At 72.2% G+C, this 25,260-nt stretch carries 26 protein-coding genes and 1 tRNA gene; 18 read left to right on the top strand and 9 right to left on the bottom strand.

From position 1 onward, the window contains the following. Nucleotides 1-77: 77 nt before the first annotated feature. Nucleotides 78-1,040, bottom strand: a complete 963-nt coding sequence (locus tag IAI58_RS05485; RefSeq protein ID WP_207445221.1) for a Gfo/Idh/MocA family protein — start codon at nucleotides 1,038-1,040, stop codon at nucleotides 78-80. 131 nt (nucleotides 1,041-1,171) lie between these two features. On the opposite strand from IAI58_RS05485, the gene IAI58_RS05490 reads away from it, so the two are divergent. The 4 genes from IAI58_RS05490 (at nucleotide 1,172) to IAI58_RS05505 (ending at nucleotide 4,819) form a co-directional block, all read left to right on the top strand. Next, entirely contained in the window at nucleotides 1,172-1,864 is a 693-nt protein-coding gene (locus tag IAI58_RS05490; protein WP_207445220.1) for a MarC family protein, read from the top strand. Next, a complete protein-coding gene (locus IAI58_RS05495) occupies nucleotides 1,864-2,541 on the top strand; it encodes a DUF2161 family putative PD-(D/E)XK-type phosphodiesterase (RefSeq protein WP_207445219.1) in 678 nt (225 codons plus the stop codon). The genes IAI58_RS05490 and IAI58_RS05495 overlap by 1 nt, the downstream gene beginning before the upstream one ends. A 49-nt stretch (nucleotides 2,542-2,590) precedes the next feature. Continuing rightward, entirely contained in the window at nucleotides 2,591-3,673 is a 1,083-nt protein-coding gene (gene ada / locus IAI58_RS05500) for a bifunctional DNA-binding transcriptional regulator/O6-methylguanine-DNA methyltransferase Ada (protein ID WP_207445218.1), read from the top strand. Between the two features lie 72 nt (nucleotides 3,674-3,745). Next, nucleotides 3,746-4,819, top strand: coding sequence for a tartrate dehydrogenase (locus tag IAI58_RS05505; RefSeq protein ID WP_207445217.1), 1,074 nt, complete (start codon nucleotides 3,746-3,748; stop codon nucleotides 4,817-4,819). A gap of 57 nt (nucleotides 4,820-4,876) precedes the next feature. On the opposite strand, the gene IAI58_RS05510 is transcribed toward IAI58_RS05505, so the two are convergent. Next, nucleotides 4,877-5,872, bottom strand: coding sequence for a hypothetical protein (locus IAI58_RS05510; protein WP_207445216.1), 996 nt, complete (start codon nucleotides 5,870-5,872; stop codon nucleotides 4,877-4,879). A 130-nt stretch (nucleotides 5,873-6,002) separates the two neighbouring features. Continuing rightward, nucleotides 6,003-6,566: an adenine phosphoribosyltransferase gene (locus IAI58_RS05515; RefSeq protein WP_207445215.1), complete on the bottom strand. Its 564-nt coding sequence runs from the start codon at nucleotides 6,564-6,566 to the stop codon at nucleotides 6,003-6,005. A 200-nt stretch (nucleotides 6,567-6,766) separates the two neighbouring features. On the opposite strand from IAI58_RS05515, the gene IAI58_RS05520 reads away from it, so the two are divergent. Then, nucleotides 6,767-6,958, top strand: a complete 192-nt coding sequence (locus tag IAI58_RS05520) for a DUF2842 domain-containing protein (protein ID WP_207445214.1) — start codon at nucleotides 6,767-6,769, stop codon at nucleotides 6,956-6,958. 39 nt (nucleotides 6,959-6,997) lie between these two features. Here the strand turns inward: IAI58_RS05520 and IAI58_RS05525 are convergent, their stop codons facing one another. Together IAI58_RS05525 and IAI58_RS05530 are read right to left on the bottom strand one after the other, a co-directional pair. Next, nucleotides 6,998-7,807: a TorF family putative porin gene (locus IAI58_RS05525; protein ID WP_207445213.1), complete on the bottom strand. Its 810-nt coding sequence runs from the start codon at nucleotides 7,805-7,807 to the stop codon at nucleotides 6,998-7,000. Between the two features lie 150 nt (nucleotides 7,808-7,957). Then, nucleotides 7,958-8,034: transfer RNA gene (locus tag IAI58_RS05530), tRNA-Pro, on the bottom strand. 162 nt (nucleotides 8,035-8,196) lie between these two features. On the opposite strand from IAI58_RS05530, the gene IAI58_RS05535 reads away from it, so the two are divergent. Next, complete coding sequence (locus IAI58_RS05535; protein WP_208776033.1) at nucleotides 8,197-8,628, top strand: c-type cytochrome; 432 nt, start codon at nucleotides 8,197-8,199, stop codon at nucleotides 8,626-8,628. Nucleotides 8,629-8,673: 45 nt separating this feature from the next. On the opposite strand, the gene IAI58_RS05540 is transcribed toward IAI58_RS05535, so the two are convergent. Beyond that, nucleotides 8,674-9,342, bottom strand: a complete 669-nt coding sequence (locus IAI58_RS05540; RefSeq protein ID WP_207445211.1) for a cytochrome b/b6 domain-containing protein — start codon at nucleotides 9,340-9,342, stop codon at nucleotides 8,674-8,676. A 125-nt stretch (nucleotides 9,343-9,467) separates the two neighbouring features. On the opposite strand from IAI58_RS05540, the gene IAI58_RS05545 reads away from it, so the two are divergent. The 10 genes from IAI58_RS05545 (at nucleotide 9,468) to IAI58_RS05590 (ending at nucleotide 19,762) form a co-directional block, all read left to right on the top strand. Next, nucleotides 9,468-10,466, top strand: coding sequence for an Ig-like domain-containing protein (locus IAI58_RS05545; RefSeq protein ID WP_207445210.1), 999 nt, complete (start codon nucleotides 9,468-9,470; stop codon nucleotides 10,464-10,466). A gap of 54 nt (nucleotides 10,467-10,520) precedes the next feature. Beyond that, entirely contained in the window at nucleotides 10,521-11,237 is a 717-nt protein-coding gene (locus tag IAI58_RS05550; RefSeq protein WP_207445209.1) for a phosphatidylserine decarboxylase, read from the top strand. Beyond that, entirely contained in the window at nucleotides 11,237-12,133 is an 897-nt protein-coding gene (locus IAI58_RS05555) for a CDP-alcohol phosphatidyltransferase family protein (RefSeq protein WP_208776034.1), read from the top strand. Before IAI58_RS05550 ends, IAI58_RS05555 begins: the two co-directional genes overlap by 1 nt. Before the next feature lie 8 nt (nucleotides 12,134-12,141). Then, complete coding sequence (locus IAI58_RS05560) at nucleotides 12,142-12,549, top strand: protein-tyrosine phosphatase family protein (RefSeq protein ID WP_207445207.1); 408 nt, start codon at nucleotides 12,142-12,144, stop codon at nucleotides 12,547-12,549. A 204-nt stretch (nucleotides 12,550-12,753) separates the two neighbouring features. Next, the gene (locus IAI58_RS05565) at nucleotides 12,754-14,637 is read left to right on the top strand and encodes a proton-conducting transporter transmembrane domain-containing protein (protein WP_207445206.1); all 1,884 of its coding nucleotides are present in this window, start codon (nucleotides 12,754-12,756) and stop codon (nucleotides 14,635-14,637) included. Then, on the top strand, nucleotides 14,634-15,551 hold the full coding sequence (locus tag IAI58_RS05570) for an NADH-quinone oxidoreductase subunit H (RefSeq protein ID WP_207445205.1): 918 nt from the start codon (nucleotides 14,634-14,636) through the stop codon (nucleotides 15,549-15,551). The genes IAI58_RS05565 and IAI58_RS05570 overlap by 4 nt, the downstream gene beginning before the upstream one ends. After that, nucleotides 15,551-16,192: a hydrogenase-4 component E gene (locus IAI58_RS05575; protein WP_207445204.1), complete on the top strand. Its 642-nt coding sequence runs from the start codon at nucleotides 15,551-15,553 to the stop codon at nucleotides 16,190-16,192. The genes IAI58_RS05570 and IAI58_RS05575 overlap by 1 nt, the downstream gene beginning before the upstream one ends. Then, nucleotides 16,189-17,679, top strand: a complete 1,491-nt coding sequence (locus IAI58_RS05580; protein ID WP_207445203.1) for a proton-conducting transporter transmembrane domain-containing protein — start codon at nucleotides 16,189-16,191, stop codon at nucleotides 17,677-17,679. The genes IAI58_RS05575 and IAI58_RS05580 overlap by 4 nt, the downstream gene beginning before the upstream one ends. Further along, on the top strand, nucleotides 17,676-19,163 hold the full coding sequence (locus IAI58_RS05585; protein ID WP_207445202.1) for a hydrogenase large subunit: 1,488 nt from the start codon (nucleotides 17,676-17,678) through the stop codon (nucleotides 19,161-19,163). Before IAI58_RS05580 ends, IAI58_RS05585 begins: the two co-directional genes overlap by 4 nt. A gap of 17 nt (nucleotides 19,164-19,180) precedes the next feature. Continuing rightward, nucleotides 19,181-19,762 (top strand): NADH-quinone oxidoreductase subunit B family protein, encoded by a 582-nt coding sequence (locus IAI58_RS05590; protein ID WP_207445201.1) that lies wholly within the window; start codon nucleotides 19,181-19,183, stop codon nucleotides 19,760-19,762. Here the strand turns inward: IAI58_RS05590 and ypfJ are convergent. From ypfJ to IAI58_RS05605, 3 genes are all read right to left on the bottom strand, one after another. After that, nucleotides 19,752-20,627, bottom strand: coding sequence for a KPN_02809 family neutral zinc metallopeptidase (gene ypfJ / locus IAI58_RS05595; RefSeq protein ID WP_207445200.1), 876 nt, complete (start codon nucleotides 20,625-20,627; stop codon nucleotides 19,752-19,754). The genes IAI58_RS05590 and ypfJ overlap by 11 nt on opposite strands. A gap of 256 nt (nucleotides 20,628-20,883) precedes the next feature. Then, entirely contained in the window at nucleotides 20,884-21,105 is a 222-nt protein-coding gene (locus IAI58_RS05600) for a hypothetical protein (protein WP_207445199.1), read from the bottom strand. A 113-nt stretch (nucleotides 21,106-21,218) separates the two neighbouring features. After that, nucleotides 21,219-21,650 (bottom strand): DUF1489 family protein, encoded by a 432-nt coding sequence (locus tag IAI58_RS05605; protein ID WP_207445198.1) that lies wholly within the window; start codon nucleotides 21,648-21,650, stop codon nucleotides 21,219-21,221. A 99-nt stretch (nucleotides 21,651-21,749) separates the two neighbouring features. Between IAI58_RS05605 and IAI58_RS05610 the strand changes: the two genes are divergently transcribed. Both IAI58_RS05610 and IAI58_RS05615 read left to right on the top strand, forming a co-directional pair. Then, nucleotides 21,750-24,068: a methyl-accepting chemotaxis protein gene (locus IAI58_RS05610; protein ID WP_207445197.1), complete on the top strand. Its 2,319-nt coding sequence runs from the start codon at nucleotides 21,750-21,752 to the stop codon at nucleotides 24,066-24,068. A 77-nt stretch (nucleotides 24,069-24,145) separates the two neighbouring features. Then, the gene (locus IAI58_RS05615; protein WP_207445196.1) at nucleotides 24,146-25,177 is read left to right on the top strand and encodes an aspartate-semialdehyde dehydrogenase; all 1,032 of its coding nucleotides are present in this window, start codon (nucleotides 24,146-24,148) and stop codon (nucleotides 25,175-25,177) included. Nucleotides 25,178-25,260: the final 83 nt, after the last annotated feature.

Raw genomic sequence — 25,260 nt, forward strand, 5'->3', positions numbered from 1 at the left:
GCTGCCATGAAAACACGGGGAGCCCGGCGGGATGCGCGGGATGCAAGAAGCTCGCAGGCTTGTGCGGGGCTGTCGGCTCAGCCCGCCAGCATGGCCTCCACCACCGTCTGAACCTCCAGCGCCTCGCGCAGCGTGGCCAGCGCATGGGGCTCGCCGCGCGTCATGGCGGCCAGCTTGTCCATCTGCCCGCGCAGCGTCATCGGCCGCATCCGCTCATTCGGGATGGCGTCGGGCGCCATATGCCACTGGCCGTCATCGCCCAACCGCTCCGCCAGGGACCAGTTGCGCAGGCGGATGGCGCCCCGCGCGGCGGTCAGGGTCCAGGCATTGGCCTCATCCTCGGCGATGCGCCCGACGCTGCCGGTCAGGCGCAACGGGATGCCGCCGGCGGTCAGCTCGGCCGCGATGCCGGTCTCGGCCAGGTCGCCAGCCGGATATTCAGGCTTCGCCGAGATCAGTTCCAGCGGCCCGAGCTGCCGGCGCGTCAGGAAGAGGAAATGCGAGACAACCTCCCGCGTGAAGCCGCCCTCGGCGCGGCGGGAGAGCCAGCTGGCCGCGTCTTGCTGCCAGCCACGCGGCCAGCGCGCGAAATGCGTCTCGATCTCCAGCCGCTGCGGCGCGCCGATCTCCTCCCGCCAGGCGCGCAGCTGCGCCACGGCGGGGGAGGAGGCCATCGGGAAATTCACCGCCGCGCGGGCACCCATGGCCTCGGCCTCCGCCACGAAGGCGGCGGCCTCCACGGGGTCGGTGGCCAGGGGCTTCTCCAGCAGAACGGCCTTGCCGGCCTTCAGCGCGGCGCGGGCCAGCGGGATATGCGCGGCTGGCGGCGCCGCGACATAGAGCGTGTCGCAGCCCGCGATCACGGCTTCCGCATCCGCCGCCATCCGCAGCTCAGGATCGGCGGCCGCCAGGCGGGCGGCGGCGGCGGGCGAGGGGTCCCAGATGCCGGAGAGGCGGAAGGCCGGATGCGGCAGGGCCTGGCGCAGCAGCCTCTCCCCCATGATCCCGAAACCAATGATGCCGAGCGCCAGCGCTGCCATGAGATTCTGTTCCTTCGAAGGGGGCGCGCAAACTAGGGCGCCACCCCCGGCTCCACCAGAGCGCTAAGCCGCATGCCGCCACGCCAGAGATGACTGGCGCCGCCGCCGCGTGATTGGCCTATGATCGTGCCATGATCCCGGAACTCCATGCCTCGGCCTCCGTCGCCACGGCTTTCCTGCTGGCCTTCCCAGCCCTCTTCTCCATCGTCAATCCGTTGAGCGGGGCGCTGATCTTCCATCAGGTGATGGAGGACCGGCACCTGAAGGAGCGGACGAAGCTGGCCCGGCGCGTCAGCTTCTATTCGCTGATCGTGCTGCTGGTCTCGCTCTGGGGCGGCTCCTACGTGCTGAACTTCTTTGGCATCTCGCTCGGCGCGCTGCGCGTCGCGGGCGGGCTGGTCGTGGCGATCACGGCCTGGCGGCTGCTCACGGCGCCGGAGGAGCAGGAGGCGCGGAAGGAGCGCCAGGCCGCCCCGGCGGGCGAGGCCGAGGATGTCGCCTTCTTCCCGCTCACCCTGCCTTTCACCACCGGCCCCGGCAGCATCGCCGTGGCCATCGCCCTGGGTTCCGCCCGCCCCGTCGCGGGGGAAGGGGTCTGGGCCTTCTTCATCGGCGTGACGGCGGCGGCGGTGGCGATGGCCGGCATCGTCTGGATCACGTACAGCTCGGCCGACCGGCTGATCGCCATGCTCGGGCGGGACGGCGCGCGGGTGGTGAACCGCCTGATGGCCTTCCTGCTGCTGTGCATCGGCGTGCAGATCGCCAGCAGCGGCGTGCAGGATCTGCTGATCCCGCTGATCCACGGCCCCATCGCGCCCCGCTGATGCCGGCGCGCGGGCGCGCGCCCGAGACCTCGCTCTACGCGGCGGTGAAGGCGCATCTGGAATCGCTGGGCTATGAGGCCAAGGGCGAGGTCTGCGGCTGCGACATCGTCGCCCTGCGGCCGGGGGAGCCGCCCTTCCTCATCATCACCGAGTTGAAGATGGGCCTGACGCTGGACCTGCTGCTGCAGGGGGTGGACCGGCTGGCCATGGCCGATGAGGTCTGGCTGGCCGTGCGCGCCACCCGCCGGGGGCGGGACCGGGACAGCCGCGCGCAGCGGCTTTGCCGGCTGCTGGGCTTCGGGCTGCTGGCGGTGGATGCCGGCGGGCGCGGCGTGGAGGTGCTGGCCGAGCCCGCGCCCTATCGCCCGCGCCGCAACCTGCGCCGCCGCGCCCTGCTGCTGCGGGAGCATGGCCGGCGGCGCGGCGACCCCATGCCCGGCGGCAGCACGCGCCAGCCCATCATGACCGCCTATCGCCAGCAGGCCCTGGCCTGCGCCTTGGCGCTGCGGGAGGGGCCGAGGACCACGCGCGAGCTGCGGGCGCTGGAGCCGGAGGCCGGGCGCATCCTGCTGCGTAATGTCTATGGCTGGTTCGAGCGGGTGGAGCGTGGCGTCTATCGCCTGACGGCCAGCGGCCAGCAGGCGGCATCGCAGGCCGCGCAACTCGTGGCGGTTTGAAAGCAGGCGGCGGAGTGCGGCGGCACCGGCTATAAGCCAGATTCGCCGCATGAGCACGACACAGGCTGCCCCGATCCTTCCCCCGCCGACCGAGCAGGACCCGCGCTGGGCCCGGTTGCTGGCGCGCGATGCCTCGGCGGATGGAAGCTTCTACTACTCGGTGCGAAGCACGGGGGTCTATTGCCGCCCGTCCTGCGCCGCGCGGCGTCCCAGCCCGGCCCAGGTGCGCTTCCACGCAACCCCGGCCGAGGCCGAGGCCGCCGGCTTCCGCCCCTGCCGCCGTTGCCAGCCGGACCAGCCGCCGCTGCGGCAGCGGCAGGCGGCGCTGGTGGCCCAGGCCTGCCGGGCACTGGAGGCGGCGGAGGAGATGCCGGATGTGCCGGAACTGGCGCAGTCCCTCGGCCTCAGCCCCTCGCATTTCCACCGCCTCTTCCGCGCCGTCACCGGCCTGACGCCCGGCGCCTTCTTCGCCGCCGGCCGGGCCCGGCGGCTGCGCGAGGAACTGCCCGCCGCGCGCACGGTGACGGAGGCGATCTATGCCGCCGGCTATGGTTCCAACAGCCGGGTCTACGAGGCCGCCGATGCGCTGCTGGGCATGACTCCCACCGCCTGGCGCGCCGGCGGCGCCGATGCCGCCATCCGCTTCGCCATCGGCGAATGCAGCCTGGGCAGCATCCTGGTGGCCCGCAGCGAGCGGGGCCTCTGCGCCATCCTGCTGGGCGACGACCCGGAGGCGCTGCTGCGCGACCTGCAGGACCGCTTCCCCCGCGCCGAGCTGATCGGTGGCGATGCGGAGTTCGAGTCGCTGGTGGCGCGGGTGGTGGGCTTCGTGGAGGCGCCCGGCACCGGGCTGGACCTGCCGCTGGACCTGCGCGGCACGGCCTTCCAGCAGCGGGTCTGGCAGGCGCTGCGGCAGATCCCGCCCGGCAGCACCGCCAGCTATGCCGGGGTCGCCGCCAGCCTCGGCCAGCCCGGCGCCGCCCGCGCCGTCGCCTCGGCCTGCGCCGCCAACGCCCTGGCGGTCGCTATCCCCTGCCATCGGGTGGTGCGCGGGGATGGCGGCCTCTCCGGCTATCGCTGGGGCGTGGAGCGCAAGCGTGCCCTGCTGGACCGCGAGGCCGCGAAGGGCTGAGGCGGGGCCATCTGGCTGCCCCGCGCGACTGAGGGTAGAAGCGGGGGAACAGCAGCGAGGAGGTTCGCGCCCATGTCCCGTATCCATCGCATCGCCGTGGTGCCCGGCGATGGCATCGGCAAGGAAACGGTGCCCGAGGGCCTGCGCGTGCTGGACGCCGCCGCCCGCCGCTTCGGCTTCGAGCTGAAGCTCGATCACTATGACTGGTCCTGCGAGACCTACCAGAAGACCGGCCGCATGATGCCGGAGGACGGGCTGGAGCAGCTGGCGCAGAGCGACAGCATCTTCCTCGGCGCCGTCGGCTGGCCGGGGGTGCCGGACCATATCTCCCTCTGGGGCCTGCTGATCCCGATCCGCCGTGGCTTCGACCAGTATATCAGCCTGCGCCCCTGCAAGCTGATGCCCGGGACGAAGTCCCCGCTGGCCAACCGTGGCCCGGCCGATATCGACTTCTACGTGGTGCGCGAGAATACGGAGGGCGAATATTCCTCTTCCGGCGGCCGGATGTTCCCGGGGACGGAGCGCGAATTCGTTACCCAGGACAGCGTCTTCACCCGCCATGGCGTGGACCGCGTGCTGAAATACGCCTTCGAGCTGGCGCAGACGCGCCCGCGCAAGAAGGTGACCAGCGCCACCAAGTCCAACGGCATCACCTTCACCATGCCCTACTGGGACGAGCGCTTCGCGGAGATGGCGAAGAACTACCCGGGCATCGCCACGGACCAGTTCCATATCGACATCCTCTGCGCGCATTTCGTGCAGCATCCGGACTGGTTCGATGTGGTGGTCGGCTCCAACCTCTTCGGCGACATCCTCTCCGACCTCGGGCCGGCGGTGGCGGGCTCCATCGGCATCGCGCCTTCCGCCAACATCAACCCGGAGAAGAAGCACCCGAGCATGTTCGAGCCGGTGCACGGCTCGGCGCCCGACATTGCCGGCAAGCATATCTGCAACCCGATCGGCCAGATCTGGTCCGGCGCCATGATGCTGGAACACCTGGGCGAGAAGGAGGCTGCCGACGCTGTCCTGCGCGCCATCGAGAAGCTGCTGGCTGAGGGCGGGCCGCGTACGCGCGACCTGGGCGGACAGGCGGGCACTGAGGATGTGGGCCGCGCGCTGGCGGAGGCGGTGGCGAACGGGGCCTGAGGCCAGGCGGGGGGGCTGCCGCCCCCTGAACCTCGCCAGGGTGGCCTGGAGGGGGCTTTAGCTGGCCTGCCAGGACAGCCGCCGCAGCAGCCACTCCCGATAGGCCAGCACCCCATCCGGCGAGGGGAAGAGGGCGGACATGGCGGTGCGTGCCTCCGCGCCCACCAGGGCGGGGGCGGTGGTCTCGGGCGATTCCTTCGCCTCATCCTCCTGCCAGCGCAGGGCCGCGCGGCGCCAGAGGGCCAGCAGGTCGGCCGAGGTCAGGGCTGGCAGCACCAGGGCCGCCCGCAGCCGCAGCGCGGCGAAGCCAGCCTGGGCGGCGGCGATCCTCGCCGGGCGGGCCGTCTGCGCCGCCTCGGCCAGCACGGGCAGCTCCGGGTGGTCGCGGCGGCCAGGGGTTTCCAGCTCCCGCCAGGGGGTGGCGCCGATGCGGGCGGCATGGCGCAGCGGCATGGGGGAGACGATGACGATGGCATCCACCTCGCCCCGCATCAACGCCTGCTCGGCCGCCACCGCGTTCAGGCCGAAGACCGGCTGGGCAGCGTAGCCGGCGAGGTCCAGGCCCAGCAGGGCCGCGGCTTCCGGTGCTTCCGGTGCCGGCAACGCCAGGCGCAGCGGGTGGGAGGGGTTGGGCGCCGGCATGGGGCCGCGCCCGGCCAGGATCGCGCCCTGCCAGGAAGCGCAGAGCGGCAGCCAGCCTTCCACCGGGTAGCGCGCGCGGCTCTCGCCGATCAACCAGGCATGGACCGCCGAACCCGGCAGCACCAGCAGGGTGCGGCCCTCCACGCCCTCCATGGTGGCGAAGCGGTTGGCGGTGGTGACGCCGTCGGGGCCGCCGATGGTCACGCTGTGCAGGGCGATGGCATGCGGCAGCCCGCGCGCCAGTCCGGTTGCCACCCGGGCGGCCCAGAGGGCCGCGGGCCCGCCTTCCGGCCCCGGCATCAGCAGCGTGGCGGTATCGATGGTCCGGCCCTGGGCACGCGCCCCGCCCATGCCGGCGCTGAGCAGCGCGGCAGCCAGGGCGGGGAGTCCTCGGCGGGCGATCCTGGGCATGATGGAATCATGCCCGGCGCAGGAGGCGGAAAAAAGGCAGCGCCAGGGCGGCCCTCCAGGCGGGGTTCTGCCCAGGTCATGGGCAGAAGCTGCCTGCCGGAATTGCGGAATCCGGAACCGGCCCCGCATCTCAGGAGTCGTAGGAGGCCAGCGCCTGGAAGGGCGCGTCCAGCCGGGTCCGGCCGTTGAGGAAGGTCAGCTCGATCATCGCGGCGGCCAGCGGCACCTCGGCGCCCGCTTCCTTCAGCAGGCGGATGCCGGCGGCCATGGTGCCGCCCGTGGCCAGCAGGTCGTCCAGCAGCACCACGCGGTCGCCCTTCCGGACGGCATCCGCCTGGATTTCGAGCCGGTCGGTGCCGTATTCCAGGGCATAGTTATAGCCGATGGTGGCGCCCGGCAGCTTGCGCGGCTTCCGCAGCAGGATGAAGCCCAGGCCCAGTTCCAGCGCCAGCGGCGCCGCCAGCACGAAGCCGCGGCTCTCGATGCCCGCCAGGGCCGTGGGCTTGTAGGGGCGCACCAGCTCCGCCAGCATCTGGATGGCGCTGTGGAAGGCAGGGCCGTCCCGCAGCAGGGTGCAGATGTCGTAGAACAGGATGCCCGGCTTCGGGAAATCCGGCACGGCCCGGATATGCGCCTTCAGGTCGAAGGCGGCCGGTGCGGAATCCACGGCAGGGGGCGGGAGGTTGTCGGGCATCCTGGGGATCCTTGGTCGTGAGCGGACAAGGGCGGGCCTTAGGCGGCCCCCCCTTCTGGGCTGGGGGCGGAGACTAGGGCCGCCGGCAGGCCATCGCAACGCATGGCGGCCATGGGCTGGATTTGCCGCAGACTGCTCCAGCGCGCCGCTGGGCGGACGCCCCCTTGGCGAAGCCGTGCCGGGCTGCCAAGAGGCGTGCCATGTCGCGCAAACCGCTTGCCCTGCTGATCGGCTTCGTTGGCCTGCTGCTCTACCTCTTCCTCGTGCTCTGGATCGGGGATTGGGTGCAGCGGCTGCACTGGCTCCTGCAGATCCCCTTTTATGTGCTGGCCGGGTTCATATGGGTCTTTCCGGTGCGTGCGCTGATGTTCTGGGCGGCCGGCCGCCGCTGAGGTGGGCCCCGGGGGTAGTGGCCCCGGGGGAGGAAGGGTTCAGAAGGCGCGGCTCAGCGTCACCATCGCCCGCGCGTCGCAGAACTTGGTGCCGCCGAAGCATTCGCCCTTGGAGAGATCGGTGTCGTAATAGCCGACCGAGAGGGTGAAGCCCGCGATCACCTCGCGCGAGACCGCGACGGACCAGGTGGCGTAGTCCGGCGCGCCGTAGCGGGCATTGCGGTCGATCCACTGGCGGCCGAGCCGGCCGGAGAGGGTGAAGCCGGCCGGCAGCGCCACATCCGCGCCGCCTTCCAGGTAGAAGGCATCCCCGGTCCTGAAATAGAAGTTCGGCGAATAGGCGGCGGTGGCCAGCAGCTTCACCGGCGCCACCGTGTAGCTGGCCTTCAGGACGGCCTCGACATAGTCGAGCTGGAAGCCGCCCGGCGGCTTATCGTAGCCGGGATAGGCGTAGTAGACGGCACCCAGGTCGAAGCTGGCGCCCGCTGCCTCGAAGCGGTAGCCGGCCATCAGATCCAGCTCCTGCCGAGCATTGAGGCCGGGGAAGGCGACATTGGTGGCGAAGGCACCGACATAGAACCCGCTGTCGTGCTGCAGGTCCACCGTGCCCTGGATGGCCGGGCGGTTGCGGGTCTGCGAGATGCCGCGGAACAGGTAGTCGGTACTGGCGGCGGGCGTCAGGGTCAGGGTCAGGCCGCTGTCGCCCAGGGCCATCTGCGCGGCGGCGGGCCGGGACAGGCCCAGGGTGACCAAGCTCAGAGTGACCAAGCCCAGGACGGCCAGACCCAGGGCCGCGACGCCCCGGGCGCTCAGGCAGGAGGTGGCGGCGAATGCCGGAGGTGACTTCATCACGAGGTTTCCTTCCCGCCCGGAACATCGTGTCCGCGGTGGTAAACGGAACCCTGGCAAAAACCGTGCAACTTCGTTTCGGGCATGAAAAACCCCGCCTTCATTCCCCGGAAGGGGGTGAAGGCGGGGTCTTGCCCATCCGGACCGATTTGGTCGGAGCGAGAGGATTCGAACCTCCGGCCCCTGCGTCCCGAACACAGTGCTCTACCAGGCTGAGCTACGCTCCGCCGTTCCGGCTGGGCAGGCGCGGCGTATATCGCCCCTGGGGCGCCTCGGCAAGTGGGGACGACGGAAATGATGTGCTTAACGGCCATGCTTCATGGCAGGCTGGCCGGGCCGCACCCTGCCGGCGGCTTCAAGCATGGACGGAGTTCCGTATGAGGCGACTGTTGCTGTCGGCTTGCCTGCTGGCCCTGGGTGGCCTTGGCACCATGGGCCTGCCCCCGGCCCTGGCCCAGGAGGATGTGGTCGCCCAGCGCAAGCAGCTGATGAAGAACATCGGCAGCCATATGGAGGCCATCAAGGCGGTGGTGGATGCCAGCGGCCCGTCCGGCTCCATTGCCCCGCGTGCGGAGGAGATCCACCGCTCCTTCGCCAATCTGCCCGCGCTTTTCCCCCCCGGCACCACCGAGAACACCAAGGCCAGGCCCGAGGTCTGGTCGGAGCGGGCAGGGTTCGAGCGGGCGGCCGCCAATGCGTCCCAGGCCGCGGCCACGCTTGCCAGCACGGCCGCATCCGGTGACGGTGCAGCCACCGCTTCCGCCTTCCGGGAGATGGGCGGCGCCTGTGGCGCCTGCCACCGGAACTACCGCGCCCGCTGAACGCGGCGGGGCCTGCTGCCGGGGTGGGGTTCAGCCGAGGCGGGCTCAACCCAGACGGAACAGGCCCAAGACCGCCACCGCCACGACCGCCAGCCAGCAGGCCGCCAGCATGGGGGAGGCGATGCGCGGGGGATGGCGGGCGATATCAGGCGGCATCCGCTTCACGCCCGTCACCATCGGCCGCACCAGGTCGTGCCGCTTGACCAGGGCGTAGAGCAGTACCGCCAGGATATGCAGCCCGACGGCGACCAGGATCAGGTTGAAGTTGAGATCATGCACCTTGCCGGCGAGTGCATTGACCTCGCCGGGGACGCGCTCGGCCAGCGGGCCATGCACATCGTAGAAATCTCCCGCCATCAGCCCCGAGGCGGTCTGCACCAGCAGCAGTGCCAGCATCACCAGCACCATCCAGCCGCCGGCGGCATTATGGCCCATCTCCGTATCCAGCGCCTGCCGCCCGAAATGCCGCAGATGCGCCAGCGCGGCGATCGGGGAGCGCAGGAAGCGCGTGAAGCGCGCGGTGTCCGAGCCCCAGATCCCCCAGCCGATGCGGAACACCAGAAGCCCGAGGACCAGCTGGCCGCTGATCAGGTGCAGGTCCATCCGGTCGGTCTTCGCCGACCACCAGGAGAGGGCGAGCAGCACGACCAGGCCCCAATGGACCAGGCGGATCCATGGATCCCAGACCTTCACGCGCTGCAGGGGGACGGACATGGGGGGGTATCCTTGCCACGGGAAAACGCGATTCGCGGAACCCAGCATGGAGGATGCCGTCGCCCTTGCTCTAGCTTCCCGGAAGGATCATTGTTAAACGATCCTTAAGGTAATATCGCGGCGCCATGACTGACCGGATGCGTATGGGCCTGGCACTGGGCGGGCTGGCCAGCATGGCCGCCCTGGCCGGTGGCCTGTGGTGGCAGCTCCGCCAGGACCCTGGCGCCGCCGCGCATCTGCAGCCCGTTGTCGCCATCCTGCCGCAGCGCCCGGCTGAGATGCCCGCCGCCCCGCTGGCCACGGCGCCCGAGGAACAGGCTCCCCGCTTCGACGTGGCGCGGATCGGCCCGAAGGGTGGCACCGTGGTAGCCGGCCGCGCTGCCCCCGGCGCCGAGGTGACGCTGGAGGACCAGGGGCGGGAGCTGGGCCGCGCCCGCGCCGATTCGCGCGGCGAATTCGTCATCCTGCCGGCCGAGCCCCTCTCACCCGGTGCGCATGAGCTTTCGCTGCGCGCCCGCGACAGTCAGGGCCAGGACCGCCAGGGCGAGGATTCGGTCGTGGTGATGGTGCCCGAGGCCGGTCCCGCGGCTGAGCGCGAGGCCCCCGTGGCCGTACTGCTGCCGCCCACCGGCGGACAGGCCGCGCCGCGCGTGCTGCAGGGCGCCACGCCGGCCGGCCAGGGCAAGCTGGGTGTGGATATCCTGGATTACGACGACCAGGGCGGCATGCGCTTCTCCGGCACCGCCGCGGCGGGCGGTACGGTGCGGGTCTATATCGACCAGCACCATGCGGGGGATACCAGGGCTGATGAGACCGGGCGCTGGAGCCTGACGCCCGCGCCGGTGCCCGAGCCGGGGCGCCATACCCTGCGGGTGGACCAGATGGGGGCGCAGGGCAAGGTGACGGCACGGCTGGAACTGCCCTTCCAGCGCGATGCCGGGGCCAGTCCCGCCCTGGCGGCGGGCCGGGTGGTGGTGCAGCCCGGGCACAATCTCTGGCGCATCGCCCGCGCCACCTATGGGCGCGGCATCCGCTACACCGTCATCCACCGCGCCAATGCCGGTCAGATCCGTGACCCCGCCCTGATCTATCCCGGGCAGATTTTTACCCTTCCCAACCCCTGAGCGAGCGGGCGCCGGTTGTTCCGGGGCCCGTGGCGGACCATAACCAGCGGTATCATGGCCTTCATCGAAAGCATCAAGCTGGTCGTTGCCAAGCCGCATCCGGCCGGCAAGCCCTTCATTTACGGCGGCATTGCCGTGGCCGTGGCCGGTGGCATCGCCTTCGGCACCTGGCTGTTCTGGCTGGGTGCCGCCTTCACCGCCTTCTGCCTGTATTTCTTCCGCGACCCCGAACGCGTGGTGCCGACCCGGCCCGGCGTGATCGTGGCCCCGGCGGATGGGCGCGTGGTGATGGTCGGCCCCGCCGTGCCACCGGAGGAGCTGGGTCTCGGCCCCAATCCGCGCTGGCGAGTGGCCATTTTCCTCTCGGTCGCGGATGTGCACGTCAACCGCAGCCCCGTTGAAGGCGTTGTGACCCGCGTGGCCTATCGGCCCGGAAAATTTCTCAACGCCAGCCTGGACAAGGCCAGCATCGATAATGAGCGCAACGCGCTCGCCATGCGTCTGCCGGATGGGAAGGACATCGCCGTGGTGCAGATCGCGGGCCTGATCGCCCGCCGCATCCTCTGCCACGTCAAGGAAGGGGACCGGCTGGAACGAGGTGAGCGCTTCGGCATCATCCGTTTCGGCAGCCGCACCGATCTCTACCTGCCGGAGGGCGTCCGCCCGCTGGTGGCCGAGCACCAGCTCATGATCGGCGGCGAGAGCGTGATCGCCGAGATGGCGCAGCAAGAGACGCATCAACCGGTGCTGCATACCGATACGGGATTCTGATGCCGGACAAGCCTTTGGAAGACATCCCCGGGGGGGGCGCGGGCGAGCCGCGCCGCCGCTTCCGCTTCGCGCCCCGCCGCCGTCCCCGCTTCCAGGGGCAATCCTTCAACAAGCTGATCCCGAATATCATGACCATGCTCGGCCTCTGCGCCGGGCTCCTGGCCATGCGTTTCGCGCTCGACGGGCGCTGGGCGCCGGCCGCCGCCCTGATCATCGGCGCCGCCGTGATCGACGGGCTGGACGGGCGCCTGGCGCGGCTGCTGAAGGCAACCAGCCGCTTCGGCGCCGAATTCGACAGCCTGGCCGACTTCCTCTCCTTCGGCGTGGCGCCGGCCATGGTCCTGTATATGTGGACCATGGATTCCTGGCGCGGCATCGGCTTCGTGCCCTGCGTGCTCTTCGCCGTCTGCATGTCGCTGCGCCTCGCGCGCTTCAACGCGGCGCTGGATGTCGGGCTGACGCCCAAGCCGGCCTATGCCCAGAGCTTCTTCACCGGCGTGCCCGCTCCGGCGGGCGCGGGCCTCGTGCTGTTCCCCATGTTCCTGTCGCTGACCTTCGAGGGCTGGGGCTGGCATGCCATGGCGCAGGGGGTGCGGCATCCCGCCTTCGTCGGGCTGCTGCTGATCGTGGTGGCGCTGATGCTGGTCTCCACCCTGCCCACCTGGTCCTTCAAGAACTTCAAGGTGCGGCGGGAGGTGGTGCTGCCGCTGCTGATCTCGGTCGGCGCCTATGCCGCGCTGCTGGTGGGCGAGCCCTGGGCGGCCCTGGCGGCGGCGGGGCTGATCTATATTGGCATGCTGCCCTTCTCCGTCCGCTCCTATCTCCGCCTGAAGCGGGAGGCGGAGGCGCTGCGCGAGCCGGTGCCTGCGCCGGAAAGCCCCGCCTCCACGCCATGATCGGGCAGGTGCCGCTGCCGCTGGCCGGCGGCGGCATCGCCCTGGCCGGCGGCGGCCCTTTCGAGCAATGCCCGCCCGGCGCCTTCGGCCTCTGCCTGGAAGCGCGCGCCCGCAATGCCGCCAGTGCCGCCATCCTGCTGCCCGTGCCGGATTTCGGCCTGCCGGAACTGCCGCCCCTGCGGAGCGCATTGGCGCGGCTGCTGCGGGAGCTGCCGCATCGTCCCGTCTATATCGGCTGCCGCGCCGGGCTGGGGCGCACCGGCACCGTGCTGGCCTGCCTCGCCCGCCTCTCCGGGGTGGAGGAGGATCCCGTGCTCTGGCTGCGACGCCACTACGACCCCCGTGCCATCGAGACGCCGGAGCAGGAGGCTTTCGCCCGCCACGCGCTGCTCCGGGTGACGGACACGGGCTGTTGAGCCTGCGCCGCTGGCGGCATGGGCGCGAACTGGCCAGAATGCGCGCCCATCGCCGGTCGAGGCCGAGGCTGTCATCAGGCTTGCATGCGTTTTCCCACCTCCGCGGATGTCTCGCCGCCCAGGCTCCAGGTCCGGGCGCGGGCGATGCGCCGTGCCGGATGACCTGCCGCACTCGCCCGTGACCCCATCGCCGCGCCTTTTCTCATGATGTCCTGGATTCTGGCGGGGTTGCTGGCGGCCTTGCTGCTGCTGGCGCTGGCAGGCGCCACCGGGCGGGTGCCGCTGCTCTGGGGCGGGGTGGTCGCGGTTTCGGGCGGCTTCCTGCTGCTGGGCATGGCGGCGTTGCTGGACGGCGATGCGACGCCGGTGCTGCTGCCCTTCGGCCCGCCCTGGGCACCGCTGAGCCTGGGGCTGGACGGGCTTTCCGCCTGGTTCCTGATGCTGCTGGGCCTGACCGGGAGCCTGGCCGGGCTGGCCGGCTGGTCCAGCGCCGATGCCGCGCCGCGCCGGCTGATGCTCTGGCCGCTGCTGCTGGCCGGCCTGGGGCTCGCGCTGCTGGCGGCCGATCTCTTCGGGCTGCTGCTGGGCTTCGCCCTGGCGGGCTTCGCCGCCCATGCATTGCTCTCGGCCGAGGGCGCCTGGGCCGGCCATCCCCGGCTGGCCCGCGCCGACCTGCTTTCCTCGCTGCTGGCGGTGGCGGGGCTGGCGGTGGCCATGGGTCTGCTCTCCGGCCTGACGGGCGACCTCTCCTTCGCCGGGCTGCGCGCCAACCCGCCGGAGGGCGGACGTGCCGCCGCCATCCTGCTGCTGGTGCTGCCCACGGTGGCGGCCCGCGCCGTGCTGCCGCTGCTGGCGCCGCTGCCGCCGGGCCCGGCGGCGCTGCTGATCGGGGGCGCCATGCCGGTGGTGGCGGTCTATCTTCTGGCACGGCTGCTGCTGGACCTCGGCGGCCCGGCGCAGCCGCTCTGGTGGGGCATGCCGCTGCTGGCGGGGGGCGCCGCGCTGGCCCTGACAGGCGCCATGCGGGCGCTGCGGCAGGCCGATCTGGCACCGCTGCTGGGGGGAGTGGGTCTGGCGCATCTGGGTCTGGTGGCCATGGGGCTGGGACTGGCTGCCGCGCTGCGCGCCGCCGATCTGGCGCCCCTGGCGGCGGTGGCGGCGGGTGCCGCGCTGCTGCATCTGCTGGCCCAGGCGCTGTTCCTGGCGCTGCTCCGGATGGCGGCGGCGGAAATCGCGCAGGGTGCCGGCTCCCGCCACCTGGACCATCTGGGCGGGCTGATCCACGCCATGCCGGTGCTGGCCTGGGCGGCGCTGGCCGGGGCCGCGGCGGCGGCGCTGCTGCCGCCGCTTTCCGGCTTCGCGGGCGGTTGGCTGCTGTCGCAGGCGCTGTTCGCCTCCTGGCGCGCGGGGCCGCTCGGCTTCCAGCTGCTGGTGGCCATGGTGGTGGCGGTGATGGGGCTGGTGCTGGCGGTGCTGGCGGCCTCCATGCTGCGCTTCTGGGGGCTGGCCTTCCTGGGCCGTCCCCGCCGCCCGCGCACCCTGGGCGCGCGGGAGGCCGCACCTCTGCCGCGCGCCGTGCTGCTGGCGCTGGCGGCGCTCTCGGTGGTGCTGGGGCTGCTGCCCGGCCCTTTGCTGCGGCTGGCCGAGCCGGCGCTGCTGCGTCTGGCCGGCCATGGCGGCCTGCCCGACCTCGGCATCTTCACCCTCAGCGCCGGGCCGGCGGCGGCGGATTACACGCCGCTGGCCATCGGCATCCTGCTGGCCGTGCTGACGGGCGCGGCGGGCGGGCTGATGCGTCAGGCCTCGCCGTATCCGGCGGTGGAGGCGCCGCCCTGGGATGACGGCTTCATCGCCCCGCCGGCGCATCTGCCCTTCGGCGACCCGGCCAGCCAGCCGCGTGCCGAGGGCCTCGCCGCGCCGATGCGCCCCTGGCTGCCTCACTGGTCCTGGCGGTGGCCGGCCCTGCCTTTGCCAGCCTGGCGCCTGCCGCCGCCCCGGCGCGGCACGGCCCGCAGGGCCCTGCGCTTCTGCCTGGGCACGGTGGCGGCGCTGCTGCTCCTGCTGGCCTGGCTCGGGGGCGGTGCATGAGCCTGCCCGCCATCCTGGCTCAGCTGCTGCACCTGTTGCTGCTGCTGGGCGCGGCCCTGTTGCTGCCGGGGCTGCTGCGCTTCTGCCGCGCGCGGCTGGAGGGGCGCCAGGGCCCCGATCCCTGGCAACCCGCGCGGGACTGGATGCGGCTGCTGCGCAAGCAGCCGGTGCTGGCGGCCCATGCCTCCCTGGTTTCCTCCGTGGCGCCCTACATCGGCTTCGCGGCGGTGCTGGCGGCGGCGCTGATGGTGCCGGGTTTCGTGCATGGCATGGCGCTGGCGCCGATGGGGGATCTGGTGCTGCTGGCCGGGCTGCTGCTGCTGGCGCGCGGCGCCGGGGCGCTGGCGGCGCTGGATGCCGGCACCGCCCCCAGCGGCCGCGCCGCCGCCCGCGCCATGCGGCGCGACGGCTTCGCCCTGCCTGCGCTGCTGCTGGTGGCCATGGGCTTCGCCGTGCTCACCGGCACCACCAGCCCCGACGGCATCGGCGCCGCGTTGCAGGAGGCCGAGCCCGGGCCGCGGCTGGCGTTGGCGCTGCTGCTGCCCGCCATCCTGGCCGTGGCCCTGGCCGGCAGCGGCCGGCTGGTGGATGAAGACCCCGTGCCCGAGGCCTCCGGCCGCCACCGCGCGCTGTGGGAGATGCAGGAGGCACTGCGGCTGGTGCTCTGGATGGCGCTGCTGGCGGGCCTCTTCCTGCCTTTCGGCACCGCCTGGCTGCGGGACGGGCTGGGGGGCTGGCTTCTGGCCCTGCTGTTCTGGTGCGCCAAGCTGGCGCTGCTGGCCCTCGCCCTGGCCGTTGCCGAGGTCAATCTGGCCCGCCTGCGCGACAGCCGGCTGGCCGAGCTGACCGGCGCCGCGGCGCTGCTGGCGCTGCTGGGGGTGGCCTGGCTTTTCCTGTCGGCGGGGGTGGCGTGATGCCGGAAGCTTTGCCGGAGGCCCTGGTGCCACTGCTGGGGGGGGGCGTGCTGTTGCTGTCCTTCGCGCTTGTGCTGCGGCGGCGGGTGCTGGCGGCCATCCAGGCGCTGACGGCCCAGGGCGTGCTGCTGGCGATGGCGGCGCTCTGCCATGCCTGGTCGCGCGGCGATGCCGGGGCTTCCGGGCTGCCGCTGGTCGCGCTGCTGCTGCTGCTCGGGCAGGGGTTGCTGCTGCCGCTGGCGCTGCGGGAATGGGTGCGCCGCCAGGGCCTGCGGCGTGAGCCCGCGGCCGCCCCGGTGAGTCATCCTCTGGCCGGGCTGGCCGCCGCCGTGGCGCTGGTGCTGCTGGCCGTGCTGGCGGTGCACCCGGTGACCGACGGCGCCGCCGCGCCGCTGCGCGAGACGCTGGTGCTCTCCCTCTCCGTACTGCTGGTCGGGCTGCTGGTGACGGCGGCGCGGCGCGGCCCGCTGGGGCAGGTGATCGGGCTGGCCTGCGCGATGAATGGCGTGCTGCTGGCGGCGCTGGCCCTGCCGGCCCTGCCGATGCTGCCGGCCCTGGTGGTGGTGGCCATGGCGCTGCCCTTCGGCATCACGGCCGGCTTCCTGACTTTGCGGCCGCAGACCGGGAAGGACCCGGCATGATCCCCTGGCTTGCCGCGGCCCCGCCGGAATGGCTGGCCGGGCTGCTCTCCTCGCCCCTGCTGCCCTGGCTGCCCGTATTGCTGCCCTGGCTGGGCGCGGCGGTGCTGGCCGGTATCGCATCCTCCCGGATCGGGGCGCGGGTGAATCTGGCGGTGGCGGTGCTGAACCTGCCGCTGGTGCTGCTGCTGGCTGTGCTGCCGACCGAAGCGGCCGGGCTGCTGCGGCCGGATGCGCTGAACCTCTGCCTGCTGCTGCCTGCCGCGCTGGTGGGGCTCAGCGGCGCCGTGGCCACCATCGCCCTGCCGCCGCCCGAGGGCGCGGGGCGGGCCTGGAATGCCGGCTACCAGGCGCTGCTGGGCCTGACCTATCTGGCGCTGCTGGCTGACGACTTCGGTCTGGCCTGGATGGCGCTGACCCTGGCCGGGCCGGTGCTGGCCCTGCTGGTGGCGCTGCGGCGCGGCACCATCGAGAGCAGCGGCACGGCCCTGGCCGCCGCCTGGAAGGCCGTGACGCTGCTGGGCGCCGGCTCCGTGCTGGCGTTGCTGGGCACCCTGGCCCTGGCCATGGCCGCCTATCCCCTGGCTGGAGAGGCCGCGCTCTCCTTCGAGACGCTGCAACGCGTGGGGCGGGAGGCCGAGGCCGGGCCGCTGATGCTCGGCTTCCTGCTGATGCTGGCGGGCTATGGTGTCCTGGCCGGGCTGGTGCCGCTGCATCTCTGGCTTTCCGAGGCCCAGGGCGAGGCGCCGACGCCGCTGATCATCATCCCCTGCACCCTGTTGGGGCAGGCGGCGCTGCATCTGCTGTTGCGGGCCCAGGCGGTCGCGGCCCTGAACCCGGTCTGGCTGCCGCCGGGGGCGCTGCTGCTGCTGGCGGGGCTGGCCGGCATGGCGGTGGCGGCCCTGGCGCTGTGGCGGCGGCGGGATGCCGGGCGCTTCCTGGCCGCCTGCGCCATCGGCCAGACCGGACTGGCCGCCTTCGCCTTCGGCCTGGGCGGGCCGGCCATCATGGCGGGGCTGATCCAGATGGCCGGCGCCCTGTTGGCGCTCTCCGCCGCCGCCTATGGGCTGGGGCGGGCCACGGGGCTGCGCGGCAGCATGTCCCTGACCGCGCTGGCGGGGCTCGCCTCCTCCGAGCCCAGGCTGGGCTGGGCGCTGGCGGCGGTACTGGGGGCGCTGGCGGGGCTGCCGCCGCTGGCGCTCTTCGTCTCGGAATTCCTGCTGGTGCAGCAGGCGGTGGCGCGGCTGCCCTGGCTCGCCCTGCCGCTGGGGCTGGGGCTGGTGGCGCTTTCCGGCACCACCCTCGCACGGTTGCGCTGGCTCTGCTTCGGCCCCGCGCCGGCCGGTGGCGCGGCGGTGGAGGCCGAGGGTTCGGGCCAGACCGTCATCCTGCTGATGCTGCTGCACCTGCTGGCGCTGCTGGCGTTGGGCTTCTTCCTACCGGGCAGCGTGGCAGCGCTGCTGGCCGATGCCGCGCGGGTGGCGGGATGAGCGCCGCCGGCCTGATCCGCGCCGCCCCCGCCCAGGCATCGCGGCGCCACCTGCTCGACGCCGGGGCCTGGGCGGCGCTGCCCATGGCCCTGGCCGCCGAGCCCGGACTGGAGTTCCTGGGGCTCTGGGGCGAGCCCGGCCTGGTGCATGCCGCCTTCCGCGAAGGCGGGACGGTGCTGCTGGCCAGCCTGGCGGTGCCGGAGGGACGCTACCCCGCGCTTTCCCCGGCCCGCCCCGGCGCCGCATGGTTCGAGCGGACGGTGGAGGACCTCTGGGGGCTGGCGGCGGAAGGCGGCGACCCGCGCCCCTGGCTGGACCATGGACGCTGGGCCGTCAGGGCGCCCCTCTCGGCCCATCCCGGCCATCTGGCCGGGGAGCCGCCCCAGCCCGAGTTCCGACCGGTGGAGGGGGAGGGGCTCTACCAGTATCCCATCGGCCCCATTCTGCCGCGCGGCGGGCCGGGACACTGGCGCGCCCATCTGCAGGGCGAGACGGTGCGGGCGCTGGAGGCAAGGCTCGGCTATGGCCACCAGGGCCTGCACAGCCTCATGCTGGGCAGGACCCCCCAGGCGGCCACCCGGCTGGTGGCGCGGATCTCGGCCGAGGCCACGGTGGCGCATGCCTGGGCCTTCTCCGCCGCCGCCGAAGCCGCCATGGGGATCGAAGCCCCACCCCGCGCCGCCCTGCTGCGGCTGGTGATGGCCGAGGTAGAACGGCTGGCCTGCCACCTGTCCGACTGGGGGGAGGCGATGGGGCTGATCGGCCTGGGCTGGGCCCAGGCGCGCTGCGCCCTGCTGCGGGAGGGATTGCTGCGGGCGCAGGAGGCCGCCTTCGGCCGCCGGCTGCTGCTGGACATGATACTGCCCGGCGGCGTGGCCGCCGATATCGCCCCGGGCGGTGAAGCTGCGCTTCTCGATGCCCTGGCGGCGCTGGAGCGGGAATTGCCGACCCTCCAGGCCGTGCAGGACGAACATGCCGGGGTGCAGGACCGGCTGCGCGGGCTGGGCGTGACGCCGCCCGCGCTGGTGGAGGCGCTGGCGCCGGGCGGCCCCGCCGGCCGGGCAGCCGGGCGCGGCTTCGATGCGCGGCATGACATGCCCTATGCCCCCTATCCCGGCTTCAGCTTCTCGGTGCCCCTGAGCGCGGCTGGCGACGCGGAGTCGCGGCTGCGGCTGCGGCTGCGCGAATTGCCGGAAAGCCTGGGGCTGATCCGCGCAGCCCTGGCGCGGCTGGAGCCCGGCTCCATCGCGGTGCCGCTGCCCGTCGGCACCGGGGAAGGGCTGGCGGTGGTCGAATCGGCGCACGGGGAAGTGCTGCACTGGCTGGCGCTGGACCAGGCCGGGCTGATCCGCGCCTGCTTCCCGCGTGATCCGGCCTGGATGCAGGCCCCGCTGCTGGAAGCCGCGATGATAGGGGAGGCGCTGGGCGACCTGTCGCTCTGCCGTGCCTCCATCAATCCATCCCTGCGGGGAATCGACCTGTGACTTCGGGAGGCTGACCCATGCTGTGGCCCCGCCTGGTCCGCGCCCTGCTGCGCCCGCACCCGCCCGAGCCGGCGCCACGGCCTCATCCCGGGACGGTGGCGGCCCTGGCCGAGCGGATGGAAGCCGCCGCCCAGGCACGGCTGGGCCGCAGCCTGGCCCTGATGCTGGTGGAAAGCGGCGGCAGCGGCGGCTGCGCGCTGGAGACGCGGGCCCTGGCCTGCGCCGTCTATGACCTGGAGCGATTCGGGCTGCGCTTCGTCGATTCGCCGCGCGAGGCCGACCTGTTGCTGCTGGCCGGCAGCGCCACCCGCAACATGACGGAGGCGCTGACCCGTGCCTGGAACGGGATGCCAGCGCCGAAATGGGCGGTGGCCGTCGGGGACTGCGCCGCCGGCGCCGGCCCCTTCGAGGGCAGCTACGCCCTGGAGGAAGGGGGCGTCGGCGCGGCGGTGCCCCTGGACCTCATGATCCCGGGCTGCCCGCCATCCCCGGCGCTGATCCTGGAAGGGCTGCTGGCGCTGCTGGAGGCGCAGGCGGTGCCTGCCGCCCCCCAGTCCTTTACCGAGGATCCCTACGCCGAGGGACCGCCTACTGGGTGACGGTCGGCAGGCCCGCGAAGGTATTGCAGGCCGCCATCTCGCCCCGCTCCAGCCCGGTGCGGAACCACTTCACCCGCTCCGCCGAGGAGCCATGGGTGAAGCTCTCCGGCCGCACGCGCTGGCCGGCCTGCTGCTGCAGGCGGTCGTCGCCCACGGCGGCGGCGGCGCCGATGCCCTCCTCGATATCGCCATCCTCCAGGATCCTGCGGGCATCATGGGCCTGCCGGGCCCAGAGGCCGGCGAAACAATCCGCCTGCAGCTCGATCCGCACCTGCATGGCATTGGCGTCCGGGCCGCCGGGCGTGTGCTCGATCCGCTCGGCCAGCCGCAGGATGCCGAGCTGGTTCTGCACGTGGTGGCCCACCTCATGGGCGATGATATAGGCGCTGGCGAAATCGCCCCGCGCGCCCAGGCGCTGCTGCAGCATCGCCATGAAATCGAGGTCGATATAAACCTTCTGGTCGTTGGGGCAGTAGAAGGGGCCGACCTGCGCCTGTGAATAGCCGCAGCCGGACTGGGTGGCGCCGCTGTAGAGCACCAGAGTCGGCTCGCGGTACTGGCGGCCGAGCTGGTCGAACTGGGCACGCCAGACCTGCTCTGTCTCGCCCAGCACCTGGGCGACGAACCGGCGGTCTGCCTCGGCAGAGGCCGGGGCCTGGCGCTGGGTCTGCTGGATACCCGGGGATGGGGCGCTGCCATCGTCCAGGATCAGCGAGGGATCGACGCCCAGGAACAGGCAGAGCAGAAGGATGGCGACGCCGCCCAGCCCGCCGACCGCGATGCCGCCGCCGCGCCGGCCCCGGGGGCCGCCCCTCTGACCTCGCCGATCCTCGATGTTACCGCTTTCAGGTCCGTCCAGCCGCATGATCTACTCTCCTCGGCGCTCCGGCCCGGTCCCTTGCGGGAAACGCGACCGGCGGGGTCGCGGTTGCGCCGGGCGCGGGAAGCCAGCCGGCCCCCGCGCTAAGCCAGGGCTATGACAAGATTGGGGCGGACAGGAATAAAAAAGGCCGGCTGGATCTCTCCAGCCGGCCCTAGAGGTCAGCCAGCGGATGAACCGCATGGCGACCGATCGACGACCCACCTGCCGGGAAGAGGCAGCCGCCGAATCCGTGAAATCCTCAGCCGTGCCGTTTCGCGGCGCGCTGCGCGGGGCGGGCCGTGGCGTGGTGGCGGGTCTGTGTCCGGTGTGCCCGCTTATGCGCCGAGGGGTGCGAGGGGCCGGGGGCCGTCACGGACGGGCCGCCCTGCGCCGCGGGGTCGCCGGTCTGGGCCGAGGCGGGCATCGCCGCCAGGGCCAGCGGTGCGGCGACGGCGAGCGTCACGAACAGCAGACGGATCATGGAATGTCTTCCTGCGGGCAGCGGTTCCGGCCGCTTGCCTCACGGCCACCATGGGGCAGGGCGTCTCACCCAGTGATGGGCCGGCGCTGAAATAACCGTAATCCGCTGATCCGTCAGATCAGGCAGAGCATCCGCAATTCCCGCCGCAGCGACTCCGGCAGTTCCTCGATGCCTGAGGCCACGGCGCCGGCGGCAAGGTCGGGCGGCGCCGAATCCGCCTGCAGGTAGCGCCAACCCTGGAAGGGCTTCATCCGCCGTGCCTCCACCGGTACCAGCTCGGGGTCCAGGATCAGGGCGGTGTGCTGGGTGCCGTCCGCCCCCTTCGCGGGCCGGATATCCAGCAACCGCTGCCGCACGCAGAGCAGCCCGGCCACCACCCAGTAGATGGAGCCGCCGTCCAGCAGCTCATCCAGCCGCTTGGGCATCATGCGCGTGACATGGCGGAGCGGCGGATCGCCGGCCAGGCGGGTGGCCTGGATGGCGCGCAGCGCCGCCACATCCTTGGGGCCGACGGAAAGCTTGATGAGGTGCAGCACGCCCCGCATCTGTCGCCGCCGCGCCCGGATCGCAAGGCGATTTCGCCTCTTCACGGAGGATTAAGGGCCAGGGTCCAGAATGACGCCTCCTTGCTGCAGGAGTTGTCCATGCGCGTCTTTCTGAACCTGCGGGTGGGCATGAAGCTCGCTCTTTCGGCCGTATTGGCCTTGCTGTTGCTCGCGGGCCAAGGGCTTCGCACGCAGGAGCGGCTGGGGGAGGTGATGCGGCTGGACGAGCGGCTACAGGCCACCATCCAGGCCGATAGCGTGCTGCGGGAGGCCCTGAGCACCGCGCTGCGGGCGGAGCTGCTGAGCCTGGCCGCCGCCACGGCTCAGACCGCCGAGACCTCTGCCCAGGCCGCAGCCGCGGCCTCGATCAAGCTGGAATCGGTGCAGCGGCTGCTGCGCCAGGCCGCCGAGCGCCTGCCGCTGCCTGAGGCGCGGATGGCGGTGCAGGAGGTCGCGCCCCTGGCCACCCGTTACGGAGCCGCGCTGGCCGAGGCCATGACCGGCCGCCAGCGCCTGCTGGACCTGCGGGATACCCGCTTCTTCGCCGCCCTGGCCAATTTCGACCAGCGTTTCGAGGCCGCCCTGGGCAACCTCGCCTATGAAGTGGAGGGGGGTGAGCAGCAGGACATGATGCGGGAGCGGCTGCTGGCCTACCAGGCCGCCGCCAATGACATGCGGATGTCCATCCAGCGCTTCCTGGCGACCGGGGATCCGGACCAGGCCCGGCGGGCGAAGCGTGCCATGGCGCAGATGCAGGTGCATGGGCGCGGCGCCCGCGGCATCCCCGCCTCCGCCCCGTATGGCCAGGACCTGGACCGGTTACTGGCGCAGAGCGCCGATCTCGCCGCCACCGTGCAGGAGATGATCGCGGCTACCGAGGCTGCGGCGGCGCTGCAGGCGGAGAGGGTGGCCCCGGCGCGGCAGGCGCTGGAAGCGGCCATGCAACATGCCTCCGGCCTGATGGGCGAGGGAGTGGTGCAGGGCATGGCGACCGCCGCATCCACCCTGGACGATCTGCAGGATGAGACGCTGCTGGTCGCGGTGCTGATAGTGGCCATGCTCCTTCTCTCCGCCTGGGCGACGGCGCGCGCGGTCGGGGCGCCGCTGCGCCGGCTGGTCGTGGTGCTGCAACGGATTGCCGGCGGCGACACCGCCGTGGAGGTGGGGGACCGCGCACGTCGCGACGAGATCGGCGCCATCGCCGGAGCGGTGGAGGAACTCCGCACCCGGGTGGGCGAGGCCTTCGCGCAGCGGCAGATGATCGAGCAGATGCCGGTGGGCGTGATGCGTGCCGATCCCGGCCGGGATTTCCGCATCGACTTCATGAATGCCGAGATGCGCCGCATCCTGGAGAGCGTGCCGCAGATCCTTCCCTGCTCCCCGCAGGAGGCGCTGGGCCAGAGTATCGACATCTTCCACCGCGACCCCGCCCACCAGCGTGCCCTGCTGGCCGATGGCAGCCGCCTGCCGTATCAGGCGCGAATCCGCGTCGGCGGCGAGGTGATGGATCTGACCGTCTCCGCCATCCGCGACGGCGCCGGCGCCTATCTCGGGCCGATGCTGGTCTGGCGCATGGTGACGGAGCAGGCGCGGCTGGCCGATACCTTTGAGGCGGAGATGGGGAGTGCCGTCAGCGGCCTGGCCGACCGCGCCGCGGAATTGCAGCAATCCGCCCGCCAGCTGGCCGGGGCCGCCGTGACTTCCGGCCGGGAGGCCGCGATGGTGGCCGATGCCGCCGGCCGGGCCGATGCCGATGTGCAGGCCGTGGCCGCCGCCGCCGAGCAGATGGCAGCCTCGGTGGCGGAGATCACCCGGCGCGTCAGCGAATCGGCCGAGGTGGCCGGGCGCGCGGTGCAGGAGGCACAGGCCACCGACGGCACCATGCGCGGATTGTCGGAAGCCGCGGCGCGGATCGGCGACGTGGTGCGGCTGATCGGCGATATCGCCGGGCAGACCAACCTGCTGGCGCTGAACGCCACCATCGAGGCCGCGCGGGCGGGGGAGGCGGGCAAGGGCTTCGCCGTCGTCGCCAGCGAGGTGAAGAACCTGGCTGGCCAGACCGCGCGCGCGACGGAGGAGATCGCCGGGCAGATCGCCGGCATGCAGGCCTCGACCGAGCGGGCGGTGGAAGCCATCCGCGGCATCGGCGCCACGGTGGAGCGCACCAGCGAGATCGCCACCGCCATCGCCGCCGCTGTGGAGCAGCAGGGCTCCGCGACGCAGGAGATCGCCCGCAGCGCGGCCCAGGTGGCGGAGGCGACGGGCACGGTCACGCAACGGATCGGCGTGGTGCGGCAGGTGGCGGCCGAGACCGGGGAGGCCGCCGGCGGCATGCTTGGCGCGGTGGAGGAGCTGGCGGGCCAGGCCGGGATGCTGCGCCAGCGCTCCGGCAGTTTCCTCTCGGCCATCCGTTCCTGAGCTCTCGCTTGCGGCAGAAGGGCCATAGGCGTTAGTGCAAGCCGGTTTTTGCCCGGAACGGGAAAAGGAAGCGGATCATGGGCTATCGGGTCGCTGTCGTCGGCGCCACCGGCAATGTGGGGCGCGAGATGCTCAAGACCCTCGCTGAGCGGGAGTTCCCGGTCAGCGAGGTCATCGCGCTCGCCTCCGGCCGCTCGGCCGGGCAGCAGGTCTCCTTCGGCGAGAAGACTGTGCTGAAGGTGCAGAACCTCGAGAAGTTCGACTTCGAGGGCGTCGATATCGGCCTCTTCTCGCCGGGCGCCTCCGTCTCGGCGGTGCATGCGCCGCGCGCGGCGGCGGCGGGCTGCGTCGTCATCGACAATACCAGCCAGTTCCGCATGGACCCCGATGTGCCGCTGGTCGTGCCGGAGGTGAATCCGCAGGCGCTGAAGGGCTTCCGCAAGCGCCGCATCATCGCCAATCCCAACTGCTCCACCATCCAGCTGGTGATGGCGCTGAAGCCGCTGCATGAGATCGCGCGGGTGAAGCGGGTTGTGGTCTCCACCTATCAGTCCGTCTCCGGCGCGGGGAAGGAGGCGATGGATGAACTCTTCACCCAGACGCGCGGCGTCTATGTAAATGACGCGGCGACGCCTGAGATCTTCACCAAGCCCATCGCCTTCAACTGCATCCCGCATATCGACAAGTTCATGGACGACGGCTTCACCAAGGAAGAGTGGAAGATGGCCGTCGAGACCCGGAAGATCCTGGACCCGGATATCCAGGTCGTCGCCACCGCCGTGCGCGTGCCCGCCTTCATCGGCCATGGCGAAGCGGTGAATGTGGAGTTCGAGCGCCCGATCACGTCCGAGCTGGCCTGGGAGGCGCTGCGCGAGGCTCCGGGCATCACGGTGCTCGACCGGCGTGAGGATGGCGGCTACGCCACCCAGGTCGATGTGGCGGGCGAGGACCATGTTTTCGTCTCCCGCCTGCGGTCCGATCCGACGGTGCCGCATGGCCTGGCCTTCTGGTGCGTGGGCGACAACCTGCGTAAGGGCGCCGCGCTGAACGCGGTGCAGATCGCCGAGGAGATGGTGCGACAGGGCCTTCTCGTTTCAGAAGCGGCCTGATTTCTCGCGGATCTGTGTAGAATTGAGGCGGCGCCGTCATGGCGCCGCCCCATTTTCGTCCGGCATCCGGGCCATCCCTCCCG

The organism is Roseomonas marmotae (assembly GCF_017654485.1).
Classification (GTDB): Bacteria; Pseudomonadota; Alphaproteobacteria; order Acetobacterales; family Acetobacteraceae; genus Pseudoroseomonas; species Pseudoroseomonas marmotae.